The organism is Paenibacillus solani (genome assembly GCF_050475945.1).
Classification (GTDB): Bacteria; Bacillota; Bacilli; order Paenibacillales; family Paenibacillaceae; genus Paenibacillus_AQ; species Paenibacillus_AQ solani_A.
Genome location: NZ_JBCMXJ010000005.1, coordinates 593261 through 611554, shown reverse-complemented (window position 1 = coordinate 611554; position 18294 = coordinate 593261). Strand labels below are relative to the sequence as shown.

Annotated in this window: 18 protein-coding genes; 17 read left to right on the top strand and 1 reads right to left on the bottom strand. The window is 47.3% G+C overall.

Going from position 1 to position 18294, the window contains the following annotated elements:
- Nucleotides 1–119: 119 nt before the first annotated feature.
- The 15 genes from ABEQ74_RS04560 (at nt 120) to ABEQ74_RS04490 (ending at nt 16002) form a co-directional block, all read left to right on the top strand.
- Nucleotides 120–1382: a competence/damage-inducible protein A gene (locus ABEQ74_RS04560; RefSeq protein WP_430119905.1), complete on the top strand. Its 1263-nt coding sequence runs from the start codon at nt 120–122 to the stop codon at nt 1380–1382.
- 288 nt (nt 1383–1670) lie between these two features.
- Nucleotides 1671–2732, top strand: coding sequence for a recombinase RecA (gene recA, locus ABEQ74_RS04555; RefSeq protein WP_430119903.1), 1062 nt, complete (start codon nt 1671–1673; stop codon nt 2730–2732).
- 134 nt (nt 2733–2866) lie between these two features.
- On the top strand, nt 2867–3601 hold the full coding sequence (locus ABEQ74_RS04550; protein WP_430119901.1) for a regulatory protein RecX: 735 nt from the start codon (nt 2867–2869) through the stop codon (nt 3599–3601).
- Nucleotides 3602–3965: 364 nt separating this feature from the next.
- A complete protein-coding gene (rny, locus tag ABEQ74_RS04545; protein WP_430119899.1) occupies nt 3966–5507 on the top strand; it encodes a ribonuclease Y in 1542 nt (513 codons plus the stop codon).
- Between the two features lie 126 nt (nt 5508–5633).
- Nucleotides 5634–6434, top strand: coding sequence for a TIGR00282 family metallophosphoesterase (locus tag ABEQ74_RS04540; RefSeq protein WP_430119897.1), 801 nt, complete (start codon nt 5634–5636; stop codon nt 6432–6434).
- A 129-nt stretch (nt 6435–6563) separates the two neighbouring features.
- The gene (locus tag ABEQ74_RS04535; protein ID WP_006211249.1) at nt 6564–6824 is read left to right on the top strand and encodes a stage V sporulation protein S; all 261 of its coding nucleotides are present in this window, start codon (nt 6564–6566) and stop codon (nt 6822–6824) included.
- Between the two features lie 91 nt (nt 6825–6915).
- The gene (locus ABEQ74_RS04530) at nt 6916–7872 is read left to right on the top strand and encodes a dipeptidase (protein ID WP_430119895.1); all 957 of its coding nucleotides are present in this window, start codon (nt 6916–6918) and stop codon (nt 7870–7872) included.
- A gap of 189 nt (nt 7873–8061) precedes the next feature.
- A complete protein-coding gene (gene pduL, locus ABEQ74_RS04525; protein WP_430119893.1) occupies nt 8062–8634 on the top strand; it encodes a phosphate propanoyltransferase in 573 nt (190 codons plus the stop codon).
- A gap of 293 nt (nt 8635–8927) precedes the next feature.
- The gene (gene miaB, locus ABEQ74_RS04520; RefSeq protein WP_430119891.1) at nt 8928–10487 is read left to right on the top strand and encodes a tRNA (N6-isopentenyl adenosine(37)-C2)-methylthiotransferase MiaB; all 1560 of its coding nucleotides are present in this window, start codon (nt 8928–8930) and stop codon (nt 10485–10487) included.
- A gap of 100 nt (nt 10488–10587) precedes the next feature.
- Nucleotides 10588–11037, top strand: coding sequence for a RicAFT regulatory complex protein RicA family protein (locus ABEQ74_RS04515; protein WP_430119889.1), 450 nt, complete (start codon nt 10588–10590; stop codon nt 11035–11037).
- Between the two features lie 166 nt (nt 11038–11203).
- Nucleotides 11204–11989: an NUDIX hydrolase gene (locus ABEQ74_RS04510; RefSeq protein WP_430119887.1), complete on the top strand. Its 786-nt coding sequence runs from the start codon at nt 11204–11206 to the stop codon at nt 11987–11989.
- A 63-nt stretch (nt 11990–12052) separates the two neighbouring features.
- Entirely contained in the window at nt 12053–12610 is a 558-nt protein-coding gene (locus tag ABEQ74_RS04505) for a cysteine hydrolase family protein (RefSeq protein WP_430119885.1), read from the top strand.
- 57 nt (nt 12611–12667) lie between these two features.
- Entirely contained in the window at nt 12668–14122 is a 1455-nt protein-coding gene (locus ABEQ74_RS04500; RefSeq protein ID WP_430120916.1) for a nicotinate phosphoribosyltransferase, read from the top strand.
- A gap of 263 nt (nt 14123–14385) precedes the next feature.
- Nucleotides 14386–15387, top strand: coding sequence for an NADPH:quinone oxidoreductase family protein (locus ABEQ74_RS04495; RefSeq protein ID WP_430119883.1), 1002 nt, complete (start codon nt 14386–14388; stop codon nt 15385–15387).
- 87 nt (nt 15388–15474) lie between these two features.
- Nucleotides 15475–16002 (top strand): hypothetical protein, encoded by a 528-nt coding sequence (locus tag ABEQ74_RS04490; protein WP_430119881.1) that lies wholly within the window; start codon nt 15475–15477, stop codon nt 16000–16002.
- Between the two features lie 65 nt (nt 16003–16067).
- Here the strand turns inward: ABEQ74_RS04490 and ABEQ74_RS04485 are convergent, their stop codons facing one another.
- Nucleotides 16068–16592 carry a MogA/MoaB family molybdenum cofactor biosynthesis protein gene (locus ABEQ74_RS04485; protein ID WP_430119879.1) on the bottom strand — a complete coding sequence of 175 codons (525 nt, stop codon included), beginning with the start codon at nt 16590–16592 and terminating at the stop codon, nt 16068–16070.
- 106 nt (nt 16593–16698) lie between these two features.
- On the opposite strand from ABEQ74_RS04485, the gene ABEQ74_RS04480 reads away from it, so the two are divergent.
- Entirely contained in the window at nt 16699–17700 is a 1002-nt protein-coding gene (locus ABEQ74_RS04480; protein ID WP_430119877.1) for a CobW family GTP-binding protein, read from the top strand.
- A gap of 123 nt (nt 17701–17823) precedes the next feature.
- On the top strand, nt 17824–18162 hold the full coding sequence (locus ABEQ74_RS04475) for a four-helix bundle copper-binding protein (protein ID WP_430119875.1): 339 nt from the start codon (nt 17824–17826) through the stop codon (nt 18160–18162).
- The last annotated feature ends 132 nt before the right edge of the window (nt 18163–18294 follow it).

The following is an 18294-nucleotide window of genomic DNA, read 5'->3' as shown; positions in this document are numbered from 1 at the left end:
GCAATAGGAGCTATCCTATTGCTTTTTTCTTCCGTAGGGTGGGTAAGTGATTATGAGTAAGTGATTAATGAAGGTAAATATCATGTGTTGAGACAGAAGCTACAGGAGGAATACGGAATATGAAAGCAGAAATTATTGCGGTTGGAACAGAACTTCTGCTCGGACAGATTGTGAATACCAACGCACAGTATTTATCCAGACAACTTGCGTCAATGGGGATCGACGTATACTATCAAACCGTCGTCGGAGACAATCTGGAGAGGCTTAAAGAGGCCTTGCGGCTATCCAGCAGTAGAGCTGATATCATACTCTTGTCGGGTGGGCTTGGTCCGACACAGGACGATCTGACGAAGGATGCCCTGGCAGCATTCTTAAATCGGTCATTGCATATTGACCGGTTGGCGATGGATGCAATTGAGCGTTTCTTCCATGAACGAGGAGCCGTAATGACCGAGAATAATCGGCGTCAGGCTCTGGCTATCGAAGGAGGGACTCCTCTTCCCAATGAAACAGGTCTGGCTGTAGGTAATGCAATCTCACATGAAGGTACCCATTATATTGTTTTGCCAGGACCCCCGAAAGAACTGATCCCGATGTTCGAACAGGAGGCCAAGCCTTGGCTTATGCAGCATGTGCTCACGAACGAGCTCCCCATCTATTCAAAGATGCTCAAATTTGCGGGTATTGGCGAGTCAGCACTGGATCAGCGGTTGGAAGATCTGATTACAGCCCAGACGGATCCGACGATTGCGCTGTATGCCAAGGATGGCGAAGTTACCGTTCGCATCTCCACGAAGGCGGCAAGTGAGGCTGATGCAATGGAGCGGCTGAATGAATTAGAAGCTCGGATCCAGGCAAGAGGCTCTGAATATATGTACGCCAGTGAGGATGTGCCGATCGAGAAGGTCATCGTCGACATGATGGCGGATCGAGGTTGGACGCTTAGCGCTGCTGAGAGCTGCACAGGAGGCCTTGTGGCGGAGACTGTTACGTCCGTACCTGGGAGTGCGACGATGTTTCTCGGCGGTGTTATATGTTACACCAACCAGATCAAGGAGAAGCTTGTACATATCCCGCATGCGCTCCTTGAGGGAGACGATGCACCTGGAGCCGTGAGTGCTGAAGTTGCCCAGGCGCTTGCCGAGCATGTTCGCTTGGTGACGGATAGTGACTTTGGTTTATCAGTTACCGGGGTGGCAGGTCCGGGTTATGCCGAACGCAAGCCTGTAGGTCTAGTTTATATTGGTTTGTCAGAGCGGGGTAAGGAAACCGAAGTGCATGAGTTGAATCTTCAAGGCAACCGGGAAACGATTCGGCTCCGTGCAACCAAGGCACTTCTATACCGGCTTTGGCAGCGACTCGTCGCTTCAAAACAAGATTGATACTCGGCAAATCACCAGATCATGTTCATTAGAAAAAGTAAATAATTTACACCTTGCTTGCTGCTGATTCTTGTAATGTTGGACAGCTCCAAGTATAATGAAAAGTACGGAAGAACCGTGGCTTATCGTATGATGCTGCCACGGTTCTTGTTCTTTATACATAGATGATAGGGAATATAGAGGAAGGGGTATGGAATAAAAAAAACGAATGTATGTTCGAAAAAAAGCTTGGCAAACGTGTCAAAACAAGGTATGATATAACTATCAACAGTGAAGGGTTGTGGAGCAATGTCAGATCGTCGTGCTGCGCTGGAAATGGCGCTTCGTCAAATAGAGAAACAGTTCGGTAAAGGTTCGATTATGAAACTGGGTGAATCGACCCATATGCAGGTAGAGATTGTGCCAAGCGGATCGTTGGCATTGGATATAGCTTTAGGAACCGGGGGCTTGCCTAGAGGCCGTATTATTGAAGTGTATGGCCCGGAATCTTCCGGTAAAACAACAGTAGCTCTTCATGCTATCGCCGAGGTACAGAAGGCTGGTGGACAAGCTGCGTTTATCGATGCGGAGCATGCTTTGGATCCATCGTATGCAAGCAAACTGGGCGTTAACATCGATGAGCTGCTGCTTTCCCAGCCGGATACGGGCGAGCAAGCGCTTGAAATTGCGGAAGCTCTGGTACGCAGTGGAGCTGTCGATATCATCGTTATTGACTCCGTAGCTGCGCTTGTACCGAAAGCTGAAATTGAAGGCGATATGGGTGACTCTCACGTGGGTCTGCAAGCTCGCTTGATGTCTCAAGCGCTGCGCAAGTTGTCGGGCGCTATCAATAAATCGAAAACGATTGCCATCTTTATTAACCAGCTTCGTGAGAAGGTTGGCGTTATGTTCGGTAATCCTGAGACGACACCGGGCGGACGTGCCTTGAAGTTCTACTCCACTGTTCGTTTGGACGTACGCCGCATTGAGAGCATTAAGATGGGTAATGATGTGGTGGGTAACCGCACACGGATCAAGGTTGTTAAGAACAAGGTAGCTCCACCTTTCAAGCAGGCTGAGGTGGATATCATGTATGGTGCGGGCATCTCCAAAGAGGGAAGCCTGATTGATATCGGAACAGAACTGGATATCGTAGACAAGAGCGGGGCATGGTATTCTTATTCTGGTGATCGTCTCGGCCAAGGGCGTGAGAATGCGAAGCAGTTCTTGAAAGAGAACCCGGAGATTGCAAGTGTGATTGAGAACAAAATCCGTGAAGCGAGTAATCTGACGACGGCTGTTCCTGAGCCTTCCGACAAAGAGAAGGAACAAGAAGAACTGGAAGAGCAAGAATTATTCAAAGTAGAGTAATCGTCGCTGGTTAAGAGTTTCAGTGATACGACCGTCCGGTGTTTTGTAACGCCTGACGGTCTTCTTTGCATTTATTTCAAACCTCTGGTATGAAATCTGGTTTAGAAATACGAGAATGGTGAAAGGAGCGTCTTATGGAGGAGAATAAAGACAAGTCGGAGCTGGAAGACGCTTCGGGTATCGGGCATTTTCCGGATGATGAGGATCTGGTTATAACTTCCGTTGAAATGCTGAAAAAGCCCCGGCATCGTTATCAAATCGCATTTGGACCCTACCTAATGACCGTTCATGAAGATGTTATGCTCAAGTACCGGATGCTGAAGGGAAATGTGTTCCGAAAGGATGAATTGCAAGAAATTATCGTAGCGGATGAGCGACAACGGGCTTATGTGGAAGCATTGAATCATCTCGCCCGGAAGCCGAGAACGGCTCGGGAAATCGAACAGCGTCTGCTGCAAAAAGGTTTTGGGCCGAGCAGTATAGAGAACGCATTGGAACGTCTTGTAAGAGACAAGCTCGTTGATGATGCTTTATATGCTAAGATGTGGGCAGAGCAGCGAATGACAAGCCATAAGAAGGGGCGGCTGTGGGTCAAGCAGGAGCTAAGGCAGAAAGGCATAAGCCCGGAACTCATATCTCATGCATTAGACGGGGTTAGCCGTGATGAGGAATTGGCAAGTGCATTGACGATAGGACGAAAGAAATGGCAGCAAACTTCTGGAGAACTACTGGAACGTAAACGAAAAACGGGAGCATATCTCATGCGCCGGGGCTTTGGGGGCGAGCAGGTGCGTCAAACACTCAACATTTTGATTAAAGAGGATCAAGGTGAGTTCGAGTGGGATGCAGAAATGGAAGATTTTGAATAAATCAGTAATGAGAGAAGGGATTTTACAAAAAGAAGTGGTTTCGTAAGATGAAACTGATGTTTACCCATCGCTTTCCCTTGACAATATCTTTTTATAAATACTAAAATAAATATGAATCTTTTTATCATAAATTAGAAACCTTTTTCCTTCCAAAAAAGTGACTACTTTGTGAAAGATTCTTAAAACGCCAATTCATAGTGAAATGTATTCCGCTGGCTGAGGCGGGATTTGCGTACGAGCTTCGTGGCGTGCGCAGTTTGGACGGCAGTTTCCACTGCCGGAAAATTTTATGTATGAATGAGTAACCTGACAATTGAACATTTCCCAAGGAATGCCTTGGAGGAACCAACGAGGAGGTGATCAGATGGATTCCATTTGGTGGATCGTAATCGTTCTCGTTGTAGCCGCTATATTCTTTGGGTTCGGTTATTTTATTCGCAAATCCCTTGCAGAAGCTAAAATTTCCAGTGCCGAGCATGCCGCTTTGCAGATTGTTGAAAGTGCGAAGAAGGAAGCAGAAGCATTGAAAAAAGAAACGGTTCTCGAAGCAAAAGATGAAGTTCATAAAATTAGAGCCGAAGCTGAAAAAGACACTCGCGAGCGCCGGAATGAAATTCAACGGCAGGAGCGCAGATTGTTGCAAAAGGAAGAGTCGCTGGATAAAAAAATAGAATCTTTGGAACGTAAAGAAGAACAAGTGGCGAACAAAGAGAAACGAATAGAGGAAACCCAGCAGCAAATTGACACGATTTACAAGAAGCAAACGACAGAACTGGAACGCATCTCCAACCTTACGATGGAGGATGCCCGCGGCATCATTCTTAGTAATGTTGAACAGGAAGTTCGTCATGAGACAGCTCAAATGATTAAAGAAATTGAGCAGCAGGCGAAGGAAGAAGCAGATAAGAAATCACGCGAGATCATTACGCTGGCGATTCAGCGCTGTGCGGCTGATCACGTAGCTGAGACCACGGTTTCTGTTGTCACCTTGCCGAATGAAGAAATGAAAGGCCGGATTATTGGACGTGAAGGCCGGAATATTCGTGCGCTTGAGACCCTTACAGGGATTGATCTTATTATCGATGATACGCCGGAAGCTGTCATTCTCTCCGGATTTGATCCGATTCGCCGTGAGATTGCCCGTACGGCTTTGGAAAAGCTCGTGGCGGACGGACGGATTCACCCGGCTCGCATCGAAGAGATGGTGGAGAAATCCCGCAAGGAAGTGGACGAACGCATTCGCGAATATGGGGAACAAGCCACATTCGAGGTTGGCGTACACGGTTTGCATCCAGATTTGATCAAAATTTTGGGTCGACTGAAGTTCCGTACAAGCTATGGACAAAATGTGTTGAAGCATTCCATGGAAGTGGCCTATCTGACTGGTCTGATGGCTGGCGAATTGGGCGAAGACATCGTGCTTGCGAAACGAGCAGGACTGTTGCATGACATCGGTAAAGCGCTGGATCATGAAGTGGAAGGATCGCACGTTGAAATCGGCGTGGAACTGGCGAAAAAGTATAAGGAACATCCGGTGGTTATCAACAGCATTGCCTCACATCACGGTGATACTGAAGCAACTTCCGTTATTGCCATGCTGGTTGGCGCTGCCGACGCATTGTCTGCAGCCAGACCGGGAGCACGCAGAGAAACGCTTGAGACGTATATCCGTCGTCTTGAGAAACTCGAAGAGATCTCCGAATCCTTTGAAGGTGTTGAGAAATCTTATGCCATTCAAGCAGGACGTGAGGTTCGTGTCATGGTTCAACCTGAAAAAATCGACGACGCCGAAGCATTCCGCTTGGCTCGCGACATTACCAAAACCATTGAGAATGAACTGGACTATCCAGGTCATATCAAAGTCACCGTCATCCGGGAGACCCGTGCGGTGGATTACGCAAAATAGAGTTTGGACCTTAAAAAGTGGCCGCAATCCGGCCACTTTTTATCTTTGAGTCAGCCGTGTTTTAGATATCAAATCATAGGGAACGATTTCTGCCGGGAGTGAAGACAGGCGTCCCTGAAGGAGTAGATGGTCTTGAAGGTATTATTCATCGGAGATATTGTTGGCAGCACAGGACGCAAAGCGCTTAAAGCTTCCCTTGCAGAGCTGAAATCCAAATATCAACCCCACATCATTATTGCTAATGGGGAGAACGCAGCATCAGGACGAGGCATCACCTCAGCTATTGCCAACGAATTCTTCAATTGGGGCATCCATGGTATCACCTTGGGCAACCATACCTGGGATAACAAGGACATTTTTGAATTTATCGATGATGAATCTCGTATGATTCGTCCGGCTAATTTTCCCCCAGGTACACCGGGACGCGGCTACACGGTCGTAAAGGCGAATGGAAAGCAGTTAGCCATCGTCAATTTACAAGGAAGAACATTCCTGCCAGCGATCGATTGTCCATTCCGGGCAGCTGATGAGATTGTGGAAGAGCTGCGTCAGAAGAATAAATGTATCCTGGTGGATTTCCATGCTGAAGCAACTTCGGAAAAAATAGCGATGGGATGGCATTTGGAAGGTCGGGTCTCCATGGTGGTTGGAACGCATACTCATGTGCAAAGCAATGATGATACCATTCTTCCGGGAGGAACAGCCTATATTACAGATACCGGTATGGTGGGCTCTAAGGAAGGTGTGCTTGGTATGCAGCGCGATGCCGTGTTGTACAAGTTCAAGACGCAGCTTCCTGCCCGCTTTCAGGTAGATGAAGGTAAGTGGCAGCTCCATGCTGTATGCGTGGATATGGATGAAGAGACGGGTAAAGCCCGGAAGATCCAAAAGATCAGAATGTACGAAGATGAATGGCGAATGGATTAAAAATATAGAAATTCGTTTAATTAAATTAGGAACAGATGGAAAATAGCAGGAATCTTTTTTCCCCTCATGAATAACATCTAGTAAGCGGAAGCAAACCATCACTCAACATTCCCAGGGGAGGTACTTACCATGGAAGTATTAAAAGTTTCAGCAAAATCCAATCCTAATTCAGTTGCAGGGGCGCTCGCTGGAGTTCTTCGGGAGCGGGGCGGAGCGGAACTGCAAGCCATTGGGGCAGGAGCACTGAACCAGGCCATCAAAGCCGTAGCCATTGCCCGGGGATTTGTAGCACCGAGCGGGGTGGATTTGATATGTATCCCTGCTTTTACGGATATTGTGATTGATGGCGAAGACCGGACGGCGATAAAGTTAATCGTAGAACCTAGATGAGTTTTCGGATGGTGGGCTATGAACCTGTTTACTCCCTGACGTGTAAACAGGTTTTTTGCTGTGAACATGCAGAAGGGAGATGTGCAGCTTTATGCGCACGGTAGATTTTCATTGTGATGCTTTAAGTAAAATGTGGGAAGAGCCTAAAGCCTCCTTCGTAGATGACCCGCATATGGATGTCACGATGCAGCGTCTGGAGGAAGGAGATATTGCTCTTCAAATATTTGCTATCTTTTTAAGCGAGAAATATGGCAGAGCCTCCTTTGAACGGGTGTTGGCACAGATCGAGGCATATCGCAGCCGTATCGTGAATCGGGGTTATTTAAAGCCCCTGCTCTGGCGGGAACAAGTGCAAGAGATCAGAGGGGGACAACAGGGACGATATGGCGCCTTGTCATTGGAAGGTGTGGACGGGCTGGAGGGCAGCTTGCACTATGTGAGGCTTTGCTATGATTTAGGCGTACGCTTTATGGGCATTACCTGGAATTATGCCAATTGGGCAGCTGATGGAGTTTTGGAACAACGAAACGGCGGTTTCACCGAACGAGGGCGTCGGTTGATAGAAGAGTGTAATTCAACCGGCATCATTCTGGATGTATCCCACCTGTCCCAAGCCGGCTTTTGGGAATTGACCGAGCTTACGAAGCGGCCTATTATAGCCTCGCACTCCAACGCATACTCCATCTGCAAGCATCCCCGCAACTTAAGTGATGAGCAGATTCGGGCGTTAATCGCGATAGACGGGATGATCGGGATTACGTTTGTGCCCTGGTTTATTCGCAGCGGAACCGAGCAGGTGAAGCCGGAGGACCTGCTGCCGCATATCGAGAAAATATGTGAGCTGGGCGGCGAGAAGCATATCATGTTCGGCTCCGATTTCGACGGAATTGATCAGTGGGTTTCCGGACTTGAGCATCCAGGCCGCTATCCGTATTTTCAGGAGCTGCTGCTGAAGCATTATCCTGAATCGATGGTTCAAGGCTGGATATCTGAATATGCGCTGCAATTTTTGGAACGGAATTTGCCCTCATTGAATTCGCAAGGATAGAAAAGTTTGGGAATACCCGTCTCTTGACAAGATCCTGTTTTTGACAAGAACTATGACAATCCTGTTGCAATTAGCAGGAAATCGGAAGAAGGCCGCCAGAATCAGTGGGTGTGCCTTTTTATTTTTGGGTAATAGAGTATAATAGATGGTGGCATGTACAGCATATAGAGAAAACAAGGAGTGAGACAGATGAGTAAAACTGTACCTGTGGGTGTATCAGCCCGCCATATTCATTTATCCCAGGAGCATATTGAGGCTTTGTTCGGCCCTGGATATCAGCTTACAGAGTTTAAGCCTTTGTCCCAGCCAGGACAATACGCGGCTAACGAAACGGTTGCGGTCATTGGTACCAAGGGTCAATTTGATAAAGTAAGAATTTTGGGGCCTGCGCGTTCTGCAACCCAGCTTGAAATTTCGCGTACCGATTCATTTGCCATCGGTGTGAAGGCACCTGTGCGCGAATCGGGAAATATTGAGGGAACTCCGGGAATCACCATTAAAGGACCGGCAGGCGAAGTGACGATTGACCAAGGTGTAATTGTAGCCGCTCGTCATATTCATTTTCATACGTCGGATGCTGAGAAATGGGGCATTAAAGACAAGGATCTGCTGAAAGTGCGTCTTGGTGGCGAACGCGGGCTAGTACTTGAGAATGTAATTGCTCGCGTATCTGATAATTTTGCGCTCGACATGCATATCGATACCGATGAAGCAAACGCTGCAGGCGCGAAAAATGGAGACACTGCTGAAATTATTGATTAGTCTATAGCCTAAGCATATCATCAAAAACATACTGTAGGTGCTGCGCATTCATAGAATGCAATCATGCACCGAGAGAAAGAGTCTGAATCGAATCATATCGATTCCAGGCTCTTTTTTTAATCTAATAAGAGCGCATGTCAGGCTGAGCGAACGATGAAGATCGTTTCAATTCTTATTACCTTCAGAGTGGTAGCTTCGCTTTTGAGATCATGATATAATTAAAAGCAGTGCCTATTTAAGAAGAATGACCATGTATACCAAAGATTTAGCGGATTCTTAAGGAGTGACCCAGCATGTCAAAAGAAAATAAGGACTACTCCAAGTATTTTGATTTTTCAGGAGCCAAAGTTCTCTCAGAAGATGAACACGGGAAGAGAATACGTATTAATGGCCGGGAGATCAATATTCTTTCGGAGCCTAATCATAGACAGGAAAAACAACGCGGCAAACAGAGTGTTGAAGTCCTGTACGATACCGAACTGACTGAAGAGTTCCGCAGCATCGGGGCTGGCAAGCATTATATTGTATATACGTACGGTTGTCAGATGAATGAGCACGATTCTGAGACTATTAAGGGATTGCTGGAGCAGATGGGTTACCGGGCAACGGAGGATCGCAAGCAGGCGGATATTATTTTGCTCAATACTTGTGCGATTCGTGAGAATGCGGAGGATAAAGTGTTTGGCGAGCTCGGCCATCTGAAGCACTTGAAGACCGAGAAGCCGGATATGCTGCTTGGGGTGTGCGGCTGTATGTCCCAGGAAGAGTCGGTTGTTAATCGAATTCTTCAGAAACATGGATTCGTTGATCTGATCTTTGGCACGCACAATGTGCATCGTCTGCCTCATCTTATTCAGGAAGCACTCTTTAGCAAGGAAATGGTGGTTGAAGTGTGGTCCAAAGAGGGCGACATTGTTGAGAATCTCCCGAAAAAACGGGAAGGCCTCCGCGGCTGGGTGAACATTATGTACGGCTGTGACAAATTCTGTACATATTGCATTGTTCCTTATACCCGCGGGAAGGAACGCAGCCGGCGTCCCGAGGATGTCATTGCTGAGGTGCGTGAATTAGCCCGTCAGGGATATAAGGAAATAACGCTGCTTGGACAAAACGTGAATGCCTACGGTAAAGATTTTGAAGATATACAATATCGTTTCGGCGATTTGATGGATGATATTCACAAGATTGATATTCCACGGGTTCGGTTTACCACATCCCATCCAAGAGACTTTGATGATCATCTGATCGAAGTTCTGGCGAAGGGTGGGAACCTTGTTGAGCATATTCATCTGCCGGTGCAGTCGGGAAGCTCACAGGTGCTTAAGAAAATGAGCCGCAAATATACGCGTGAGTCGTATTTGGAACTTGCTCATAAAATTAAGAAGGCGATTCCGAATGTCGCGTTTACCACGGACATTATTGTTGGATTTCCGGGGGAAACAGATGAACAGTTTGAAGAGACGCTGTCCCTGGTTCGGGAAGTAGGCTATGACTCCGCGTATACATTCATTTACTCTCCGCGCGAAGGAACGCCGGCAGCTGTGATGGAGGATAATGTACCGATGGAGGTCAAGAGTGAACGCCTTCAGCGCTTGAATGCAGCCATTAATGAATACAGCCGCAAGAGTAACGACAGATTGCTGGGGGCTACGGTTGAGGTCCTTGTAGAAGGAGTCAGCAAGAATAATGACACTATGCTGTCGGGGCGTACGCGCACGAATAAGCTGGTGCATTTTGAAGGCTCGACGGACCTCGTAGGCAGCTTCGTGAACGTGCGGATTACGGATACGAAAACCTGGTATATCAAAGGGGATATGATTCAGAACGCGGTTACTGCCTCAGATGCGGTATAATGGGGTAGACAAAACAGCATTTGCTGCAGCAGTGGCGGTCAGGCAAAACGTTCATGCTGCGTATATCCATATAGATGATGAAGAATTGGAGCGATGAACCTTGGAACAAGATCATGTTCGTACAAACACACACGGTATGGCAACATACAATAGCCGCGATTTGGTTATACGTGAAGATATTTTAGCTAAAGCCGGTGAGCTGGCCGATTTAATATCCACGAGTGAAGAAGTTCAGATGTTTAAGCAGGCTGAAGAGAAGATCCAGAATCATGAACGGGTCCAAGGCTTGATCAAAACGATTAAGAAAAAGCAAAAAGAGATTGTGGCTTTTGAAACGTTCCAGAACAAGGACATGGTTGCCAAAATTGAACGCGAGATTGAAGAGCTGCAAGAGGAAATCGACGGTATTCCGCTTGTAATGGAATTCCAGCAAAGTCAAAGCGACATTAATTATCTGCTTCAGCTGGTCGTTTCCGTGATTCATGACACCGTTTCGGAAAAAGTGAACGTAGAAACAGGAAAAGATACGCCGCCAAGCAGCTGCGGGTAGAAGAAACAAGGTGCGGAATGCTTCCGCACCTTTTCTGTTCATACAAAAAGGATGCACGTAAATGGGTATATATAGGGCATAGTAAATATAGAAGTGCGTATACCGATCAGGAAATCCTTGACATCATCAGTAAATATGTCATAATGAAATTATCAAAATAATAGTTATGGTGATGGAAATGACAGATCATGAACAGATGCCTATGAATAGCACCAAGAAATATAGAACGCCGGACGGTGTACCCGCTGACATTGTGATGTTTACCTTGACGAAGCGGGAGCGGAAGACCTTCACCAAGACACTGCCTATACGTGAGCTTAAGGTGATGCTGATCAGGCGCAGATCATGGCCCTGTGCCGGCATGTGGGCGCTTCCTGGCGGATTTTGCCGTGAGAGCGAGTCGATCTACGATGCAGCCAAGCGCGAATTGAAAGAAGAGACCGGTGTCGATGGCGGTCATCTGGAGTATTTGGGCGTATACAGCGCGCCTGGACGCGATCCCCGCGGATGGATCATCAGCCACGCGTTCTACGCGTTGGTTGAGGAGTGGATGCTTGAGCACCGGCAAGCTGCTGACGATGCAGAAGAAGTTGGTTTGTTTACAGTTGGAGAAGCGTTGGAGAAGCTGGAGCTCGCTTTTGACCATCGGGTAATTATTATGGATGCGTACCGCAAGATTCAAATGCAGATGCTGCAGACGACGATTGCCAGACAGTTCCTGCCCGAACACTTCACATTGAGTGAGCTGTATCAGGTCATTCAAACGGTTGTGCCTGAGTTTAATGAGCCTAATTTTATCCGAAAGATCACATCTACCCGAAGCAGGCAGGGAATTCTGGAAGAGGCCCGGGATGAGGACGGAAAGCCGCTTAGCTCGAATCAATACTCCCAGCGGCCAGCACAATTGTATCGCTTTACGGATCATGCCCCGCTGCTATCCATCTATACGTAGCACGGGAGGAAATCCTTTGTATTCTATCGATCACATTAATCATGTTCAAGAGGAGTGTGTCAGATGAAAGCTTTAATCGTGATAGATTTCACGAATGATTTCGTGGATGGTAATCTTCCGGTAGGGGAGCCTGCAATCAATATTCAGGGAACCATCGCCAAGCTGACCAAGGAATACCATGATCGTGGTGATTTTGTCGTCATGGCCGTTGATTTGCATGAGCGTGAGGATACCTACCACCCGGAAACCAAGCTATTCCCCCCGCATAATCTTCGTGGGACTCAGGGAAGGGAATTATATGGTGAGCTCCAACAGGTATATGAAGATCGCAAGGACAGCATTTACTGGATGGATAAAACGAGGTACAGTGCTTTTTGCGGGACGAATTTGAATCAAAAGCTGCGGGAACGCGGAATTACAGAAATCGCCCTCGTGGGAGTGTGTACTGATATCTGCGTCCTGCATACCGCTGTGGATGCTTATAATTACGGATACCAGATCACAGTTTACGAAGCTGCGGTCGCAAGCTTTAATCCTGAAGGACATAAGTGGGCTCTAAGCCATTTTGAAGGCAGCCTCGGAGCAAAAGTTGTGCGAAGCGAAGAAGTTCAAACTCAATAGACTGCTTGAACCACCCGTAAAGCTTAAGATTATCGGGTAACATGGAGGATGATCATGATGCAGACAGCAGGATTGGCATTACATACGGATAAATATCAGATCAACATGATGTACGCACACTGGATTAACGGCTCGCATCGTACGCGAGCGGTATTTGAAGCATACTTCCGCAAGCTGCCTTTCGGTAACGGATATGCCGTATTTGCCGGTCTCGAACGAATTGTGCATTATATACAGTCTTTGCGTTTCTCGGATGACGATATCGCGTATCTGGCCAAACAGGAAGAGAAGTACAAACCAGAGTTTCTAGAGGAGCTTCGTCATTTCCGTTTCCAAGGAAATATTCATTCGATGAAAGAGGGAGCGCTCGTCTTCCCGAATGAACCGCTCATTCGCGTTGAAGGCACGATTTTTGAAACACAGCTGGTCGAAACCGCGCTCTTAAACTTTATGAACTTCCAGACCTTGATTGCTACGAAAGCCTCCCGTATCCGCCAGGTTGCCAGCGGCGACACGCTGCTTGAGTTTGGCACAAGGCGTGCTCAGGAAGCGGATGCGGCCGTCTGGGGGGCGCGTGCAGCATATCTGGCCGGCTTCCATGCCACATCAAATATGCTTGCCGGTGAGAAATTCGGCATTCCAACTAAAGGTACGCATGCACACTCCTGGGTACAGACATTTAGGAGCGAGCAGGAAGCGTTTGATATATTTGCTGAGGTCATGCCGGATCAAGTAACACTGTTGGTGGATACCTTCGATACGTTGAAGAGTGGAATTCCTCATGCCATTGTAACGGCGAAGAAGCTGGAAGCTCAGGGAAAGCGGATGAACGCGATCCGTTTGGACAGTGGAGATTTGGCTTACTTGTCCATTCAAGCCCGCAAGATGCTGGATGAGGCCGGACTTGATTATGTCGGCATCGTTGCCTCAAATGATCTGGATGAAGGAACGATACTGGATCTCAAGGCACAGGGTGCCAAGGTGGATACTTGGGGTGTCGGAACCCAATTGATCACGGCTGCCGATCAGCCTGCTCTAGGAGGCGTCTATAAGCTGGTGGAGCGCGAGGTTGATGGCAAGATGATACCGACCATCAAAATCTCGGGCAATCCTGAAAAAGTGTCTACACCAGGCAAAAAAGAAGTATATCGCATCATCTCCAAGGGGAGCGGCAAAGCGATTGCGGATTATATTTGCTTCCCGGATGAAGAGATGCCGCCGGATAGCGGAAAGTTAAAGCTGTTTAATCCGCTGCATCCGTACATGCGTAAGAATGTGAAGAATTTTGAAGCAGTTCGTATGCTCGAACCTATATTCGTAGAGGGTGAACTGATGTATGACCTGCCGGAGCTTGAAGAGATCCGAAGCTATCATAATACGCAGCTGGAGCAGTTCTGGCCGGAGTATTTGCGTAAGTTGAATCCGGAGATTTACCGTGTGAACTTAAGCGAACAGGTCTGGGAAGTGAAACATCAGATGATGGCAGAGTTTATGGAACAGCATGAAGATTAAGTGATATAGTATATTTGATGAAACAGACGTTTCCCGTATCCTGCTGAAGGGCATGTGAAGGAGCGTCTTTTTGTACCTGTAAGATTGAGACTGAATCATTCTTGAACCTATGACATGGGCATCTGACGGAATACTGACGGGAGATCATTTCTCGGGAAAGCGCACAAGTCGCCATATTCCGAGGACATTTAGGAAGCTTCGACATTCATATTTCAAATCCAGCTTGGTATCCAGTATCTCAACTAACCAAAGGAGTGATCCGTGTGAACAACGAAACCGAATTTCAGGCCTATGTACTGCGAAGAGATGAGCAGGGGGCGCGGGGCAGCGTGGAGAATCTGAGTTTGAAGCAGCTGCCAGAAGGTGACGTTATTGTACGGGTGTTATACAGCGGGGTTAACTATAAAGACGGGCTGGCCAGTATACCGGAAGGGAAAATCGTCCGCCGGTACCCGTTCATTCCAGGCATTGATCTGGCAGGAACAGTTGTGAATTCTGATCACCCCGATTACAAGGAAGGCGATTCCGTTCTGTGTACTGGCTATGAATTAGGCGTATCTCATGAAGGGGGATTCAGTCAGTATGCACGGGTTAAGGCAGAATGGCTTGTCCCTTTACCCCAAGGCTTGTCTTTGCGTGATGCGATGGCCATAGGAACTGCTGGCTTTACTGCTGCCTTATCGATCGATGGTTTACTACGAAACGGATTAGAGCAGGGACAGGGGCCAGTACTTGTCACAGGCGCAACCGGAGGTGTAGGAAGCTTTGCCATATCCATACTCAGTCAGTTAGGCTACCAGGTAACAGCTTCTACGGGTAAAGCGAGTCAAAGGGACTGGCTATTGAAACTGGGGGCTCATGAAGTGATATCCAGAGAAGAGGTCGTTGAAGAAGTCTCCAAGGGTGCCATATCAGGGGAGAGATGGGCTGCAGTAGTAGATCCAGTCGGGGGAAATCAATTGAGCTCCATCCTGAAGTGCGTAAAATATGGTGGAAGCGTTGCCGTTTCGGGTATGACAGGCGGTGGAGCATTTGAATCAACGGTATTTCCGTTTATTCTCAGGGGTATTAGTTTGCTGGGAATCGATTCGGTATACTGCCCTATGTCCTATCGCCGGGAGATCTGGTCCAAGCTTGCCGACAATTGGAATCCTGCATCCGTCCTGCGAGAAGGAATTACAGAATATGGGCTAACGGATCTGCCCGAAGTGCTGAAAACAATTCTGCAAGGTGGAGCGGTTGGAAGAAGCGTTATTACTCTGTAATAAATGAATGAAATCTCGAATAATGTTCCTCATTCGCGGCATCCTAATGTTAGGTTGCGTTTGACGCTTAAGAAGGGATGAGTGAACATGATGTACCGCAGAATCGTAGGTGTAGTAATATTATGCTGCATGTTTGCCATATCAGTCGGTTGTTCCAAGCAGGTTGCCAAGGATGAAGCGCGCCTATATAATATGAAGGCTTATGAAGAAGGTTCGCGGGAGGCCCGGATTTCAGGCCGGGGCCTGAACGGGAGATTTCTTGAGGATCTTCAGGCATCCTTCAGCAAGGCAAAAATGCCGCTCACTAATGAGACGTATGTGGAGGATGACATCGGTAATATTACCTATCAATATAGGATTAACTACGATGCCAGTCAATTTATTACCGTGTACATCTACCAGAACCAAGCAGCCAGAGAAAAGGGGATGACCGAAATATTCGGCGTCACCGAGGGGGATGCTAATGCGGCAGGTGGGCACAATTTGATTATCAGCAATAACGAAACGTCCATCGTGTATACTTCGACTGGCGATAAGACAGATAACTATTATGAACAGGTTAAGAAAATAGCGCCTTCTCTGCTTGCCAAACATCAAGGGCGTGCAAGCAGTTAGCGTGAAACCGAGGCCGGATGCATTTAAGCATCCGGCCTTTTATGTTGTCGAATCCTTCTGTGTGTTCATTGCTGAGGTTTATGCTTGTCCAGCTCATATTTAATATGCCTTAGCTCAGGCAGCAGAATACGGTTCATGGCCAGGCTTACCGCTCCGGTAGAACCTGGCATCGAGAAGATGGCGGTAGATCTAAGCGTGCCGCCGATCGCCCGGCTCAATATGGCTGCAGTTCCGATATCCTCGGCAAAGCTCAGGTAGCGGAAAATCTCACCAAAGCCAGGTAGCTCTTTGTCCAGCAGGGAAGAGACGGCCTCATAGGTGGTATCTCGGCTCGATATGCCTGTGCCGCCGGTTAAGAGGATGATATCAATTTCTGCGTTGCTTACTGCGGCTACGATGATCTCACGAATGGCTTCAAAATCATCTTGTACAATCTGATAAGCCGTCACGGCATGTCCGGCTTCTTCAAGCAAACGGATCATCAATTTACCACTCTTATCCGTTTCCTGATTTCGCGTATCCGAGACGGTTATTACCATACAGTTCACGGAAGCGGAGGATTGAAGTTTATGGGTTTGTGCTGTATTCATATTATTGCAACTCCTGTTTTAGATTTTAGTTGGTGCTTGCAGTGAATGGATGAAATATAGTAAACTCGCTAGCATAATCAACGATGTACGCAAAGGAGTAGGAAACGTGGAGCACGTAACGCCTCTATATATTTTATCAGGTTTTCTCGGTAGTGGGAAAACGACATTACTAAGCCGTCTAATTGCTCACTTTAAGCACCAGGGATTGAGACCTGCCATTGTTATGAATGAGATTGGCGAGGTCAATATCGAAGGATTGGTTGGCGATGAGAAAGTGCCGACAGCAGAGATGCTGAGCGGCTGTATTTGTTGTACCATTCGATCAGATTTATCATCTGAAATTGCAATGCTGGTGGATCGTGAGCACCCGGATGTGATCATCATTGAGGCAACGGGAATCGCAAATCCAATGGAAATACTCGATGCCGTGGCAGAAGCATCGTTATATATGCGCATTCAAGTCAACCAGTTGATTACAGTGGTGGATGCAGCGCATCTGCTACATTTGAATAACGAGCAGAAGGGAAAGTCATACCGTTTGATGCAGGAGCAGATTCGTGCAGCTTCCTTCCTCGTGTTGAATAAAATGGACCAGGTCACCGATCTCGAAAAGGAAACGGTTATGGAATGCTTGAAGCGATGGAATCCGCATGCGCCAATCGTACCTGCGGTTCGATGTGACTTGAATATGGATGAATTGCTCAAGAAGGAGACACAGGGGCATCATAGGGACGTGCATCATCATGGTGAAGAAAGCGGACATGATCATGAGCTAACGGACGACAATCCTACTCATGGACATGCTCACGAAACGCATGATCACGTTATGTCTTACACTTATTATTTTAGCAATCCTATAGACAGCGTGGAGTTTGAACAGTTTATAGCTGGGCTGCCAAGGGATGTTTATCGAGCCAAAGGCATTCTCACCTTTAGCGATACGAACAGTCGGTTTCTGTTTCAGTACGCATTTCGGGAATCTGACTTTATGAAAATCAACCCCCAAGGCCAAGTTCCGGATGTCGTGGTGTTAATCGGAGAGCACTTTCAGAAGTCGCTGCTTAAAGAGCAGCTCGAGAAGCTGGAGGGGAAGCATTCGGAAGCTTAAACCTCGGGTGGGGTTTAATTGGGCTATGATTCCACTTCGCTTTCTAGCGGCTGCTTGTTTCAGACGATCCTCCACAGTTTAATACAGAGGCATAGCGTTAATAAATACAAGGAGGATATTGAAATGTTAAATGAACTCAAATACAAAGAATGTATCGAAGCATGTCTCCAATGTATGAACGCTTGTAATGTTTGCTATGTATCCTGTCTGAAAGAATACGAGCTGGCCATGCTTCGAGATTGCATAACACTCGACAGAGAGTGTGCTGATATTTGTGCATTTGCAGCCCAAGCCATGTCAAGAAAAAGTCCATTCCTTAAGGAAATTTGTGAGCTGTGCATCAAGGCATGCGATGCTTGCGCCGAGGAGTGCGAGAAACATGACCACGATCATTGCAAACAATGTGCGGAAGCGTGTCGTCAATGCGCCGAGGCTTGTCGCGAAATGCTTAAGCACATATAATACAAAGTTCCCTGCACGAAGACAACGCAGCCTGATTTCCATAGGGGAAATCAGGCTTTTTGATGCCCTTAATTTACTAACCCGAAGATTTCCCCTAGAATAGACTGGGTAGAGAAGAAAGATGGTTAAAGA

Bases quoted from the DNA above. Each gene is read 5' to 3' on its own strand.
- ABEQ74_RS04535 (WP_006211249.1), top strand. From the start codon at position 6,564: ATGGAAGTATTAAAAGTTTCAGCAAAATCCAATCCTAATTCAGTTGCA.
- ABEQ74_RS04510 (WP_430119887.1), top strand. From the start codon at position 11,204: ATGGTGATGGAAATGACAGATCATGAACAGATGCCTATGAATAGCACC.
- ABEQ74_RS04485 (WP_430119879.1), bottom strand. From the start codon at position 16,592: ATGAATACAGCACAAACCCATAAACTTCAATCCTCCGCTTCCGTGAAC.
- recA (WP_430119903.1), top strand. From the start codon at position 1,671: ATGTCAGATCGTCGTGCTGCGCTGGAAATGGCGCTTCGTCAAATAGAG.
- ABEQ74_RS04500 (WP_430120916.1), top strand. From the start codon at position 12,668: ATGCAGACAGCAGGATTGGCATTACATACGGATAAATATCAGATCAAC.
- rny (WP_430119899.1), top strand. From the start codon at position 3,966: ATGGATTCCATTTGGTGGATCGTAATCGTTCTCGTTGTAGCCGCTATA.
- ABEQ74_RS04540 (WP_430119897.1), top strand. From the start codon at position 5,634: ATGGTCTTGAAGGTATTATTCATCGGAGATATTGTTGGCAGCACAGGA.
- ABEQ74_RS04560 (WP_430119905.1), top strand. From the start codon at position 120: ATGAAAGCAGAAATTATTGCGGTTGGAACAGAACTTCTGCTCGGACAG.
- ABEQ74_RS04530 (WP_430119895.1), top strand. From the start codon at position 6,916: ATGCGCACGGTAGATTTTCATTGTGATGCTTTAAGTAAAATGTGGGAA.
- ABEQ74_RS04505 (WP_430119885.1), top strand. From the start codon at position 12,053: ATGAAAGCTTTAATCGTGATAGATTTCACGAATGATTTCGTGGATGGT.
- ABEQ74_RS04550 (WP_430119901.1), top strand. From the start codon at position 2,867: ATGGAGGAGAATAAAGACAAGTCGGAGCTGGAAGACGCTTCGGGTATC.
- ABEQ74_RS04490 (WP_430119881.1), top strand. From the start codon at position 15,475: ATGATGTACCGCAGAATCGTAGGTGTAGTAATATTATGCTGCATGTTT.
- ABEQ74_RS04475 (WP_430119875.1), top strand. From the start codon at position 17,824: ATGTTAAATGAACTCAAATACAAAGAATGTATCGAAGCATGTCTCCAA.
- miaB (WP_430119891.1), top strand. From the start codon at position 8,928: ATGTCAAAAGAAAATAAGGACTACTCCAAGTATTTTGATTTTTCAGGA.
- pduL (WP_430119893.1), top strand. From the start codon at position 8,062: ATGAGTAAAACTGTACCTGTGGGTGTATCAGCCCGCCATATTCATTTA.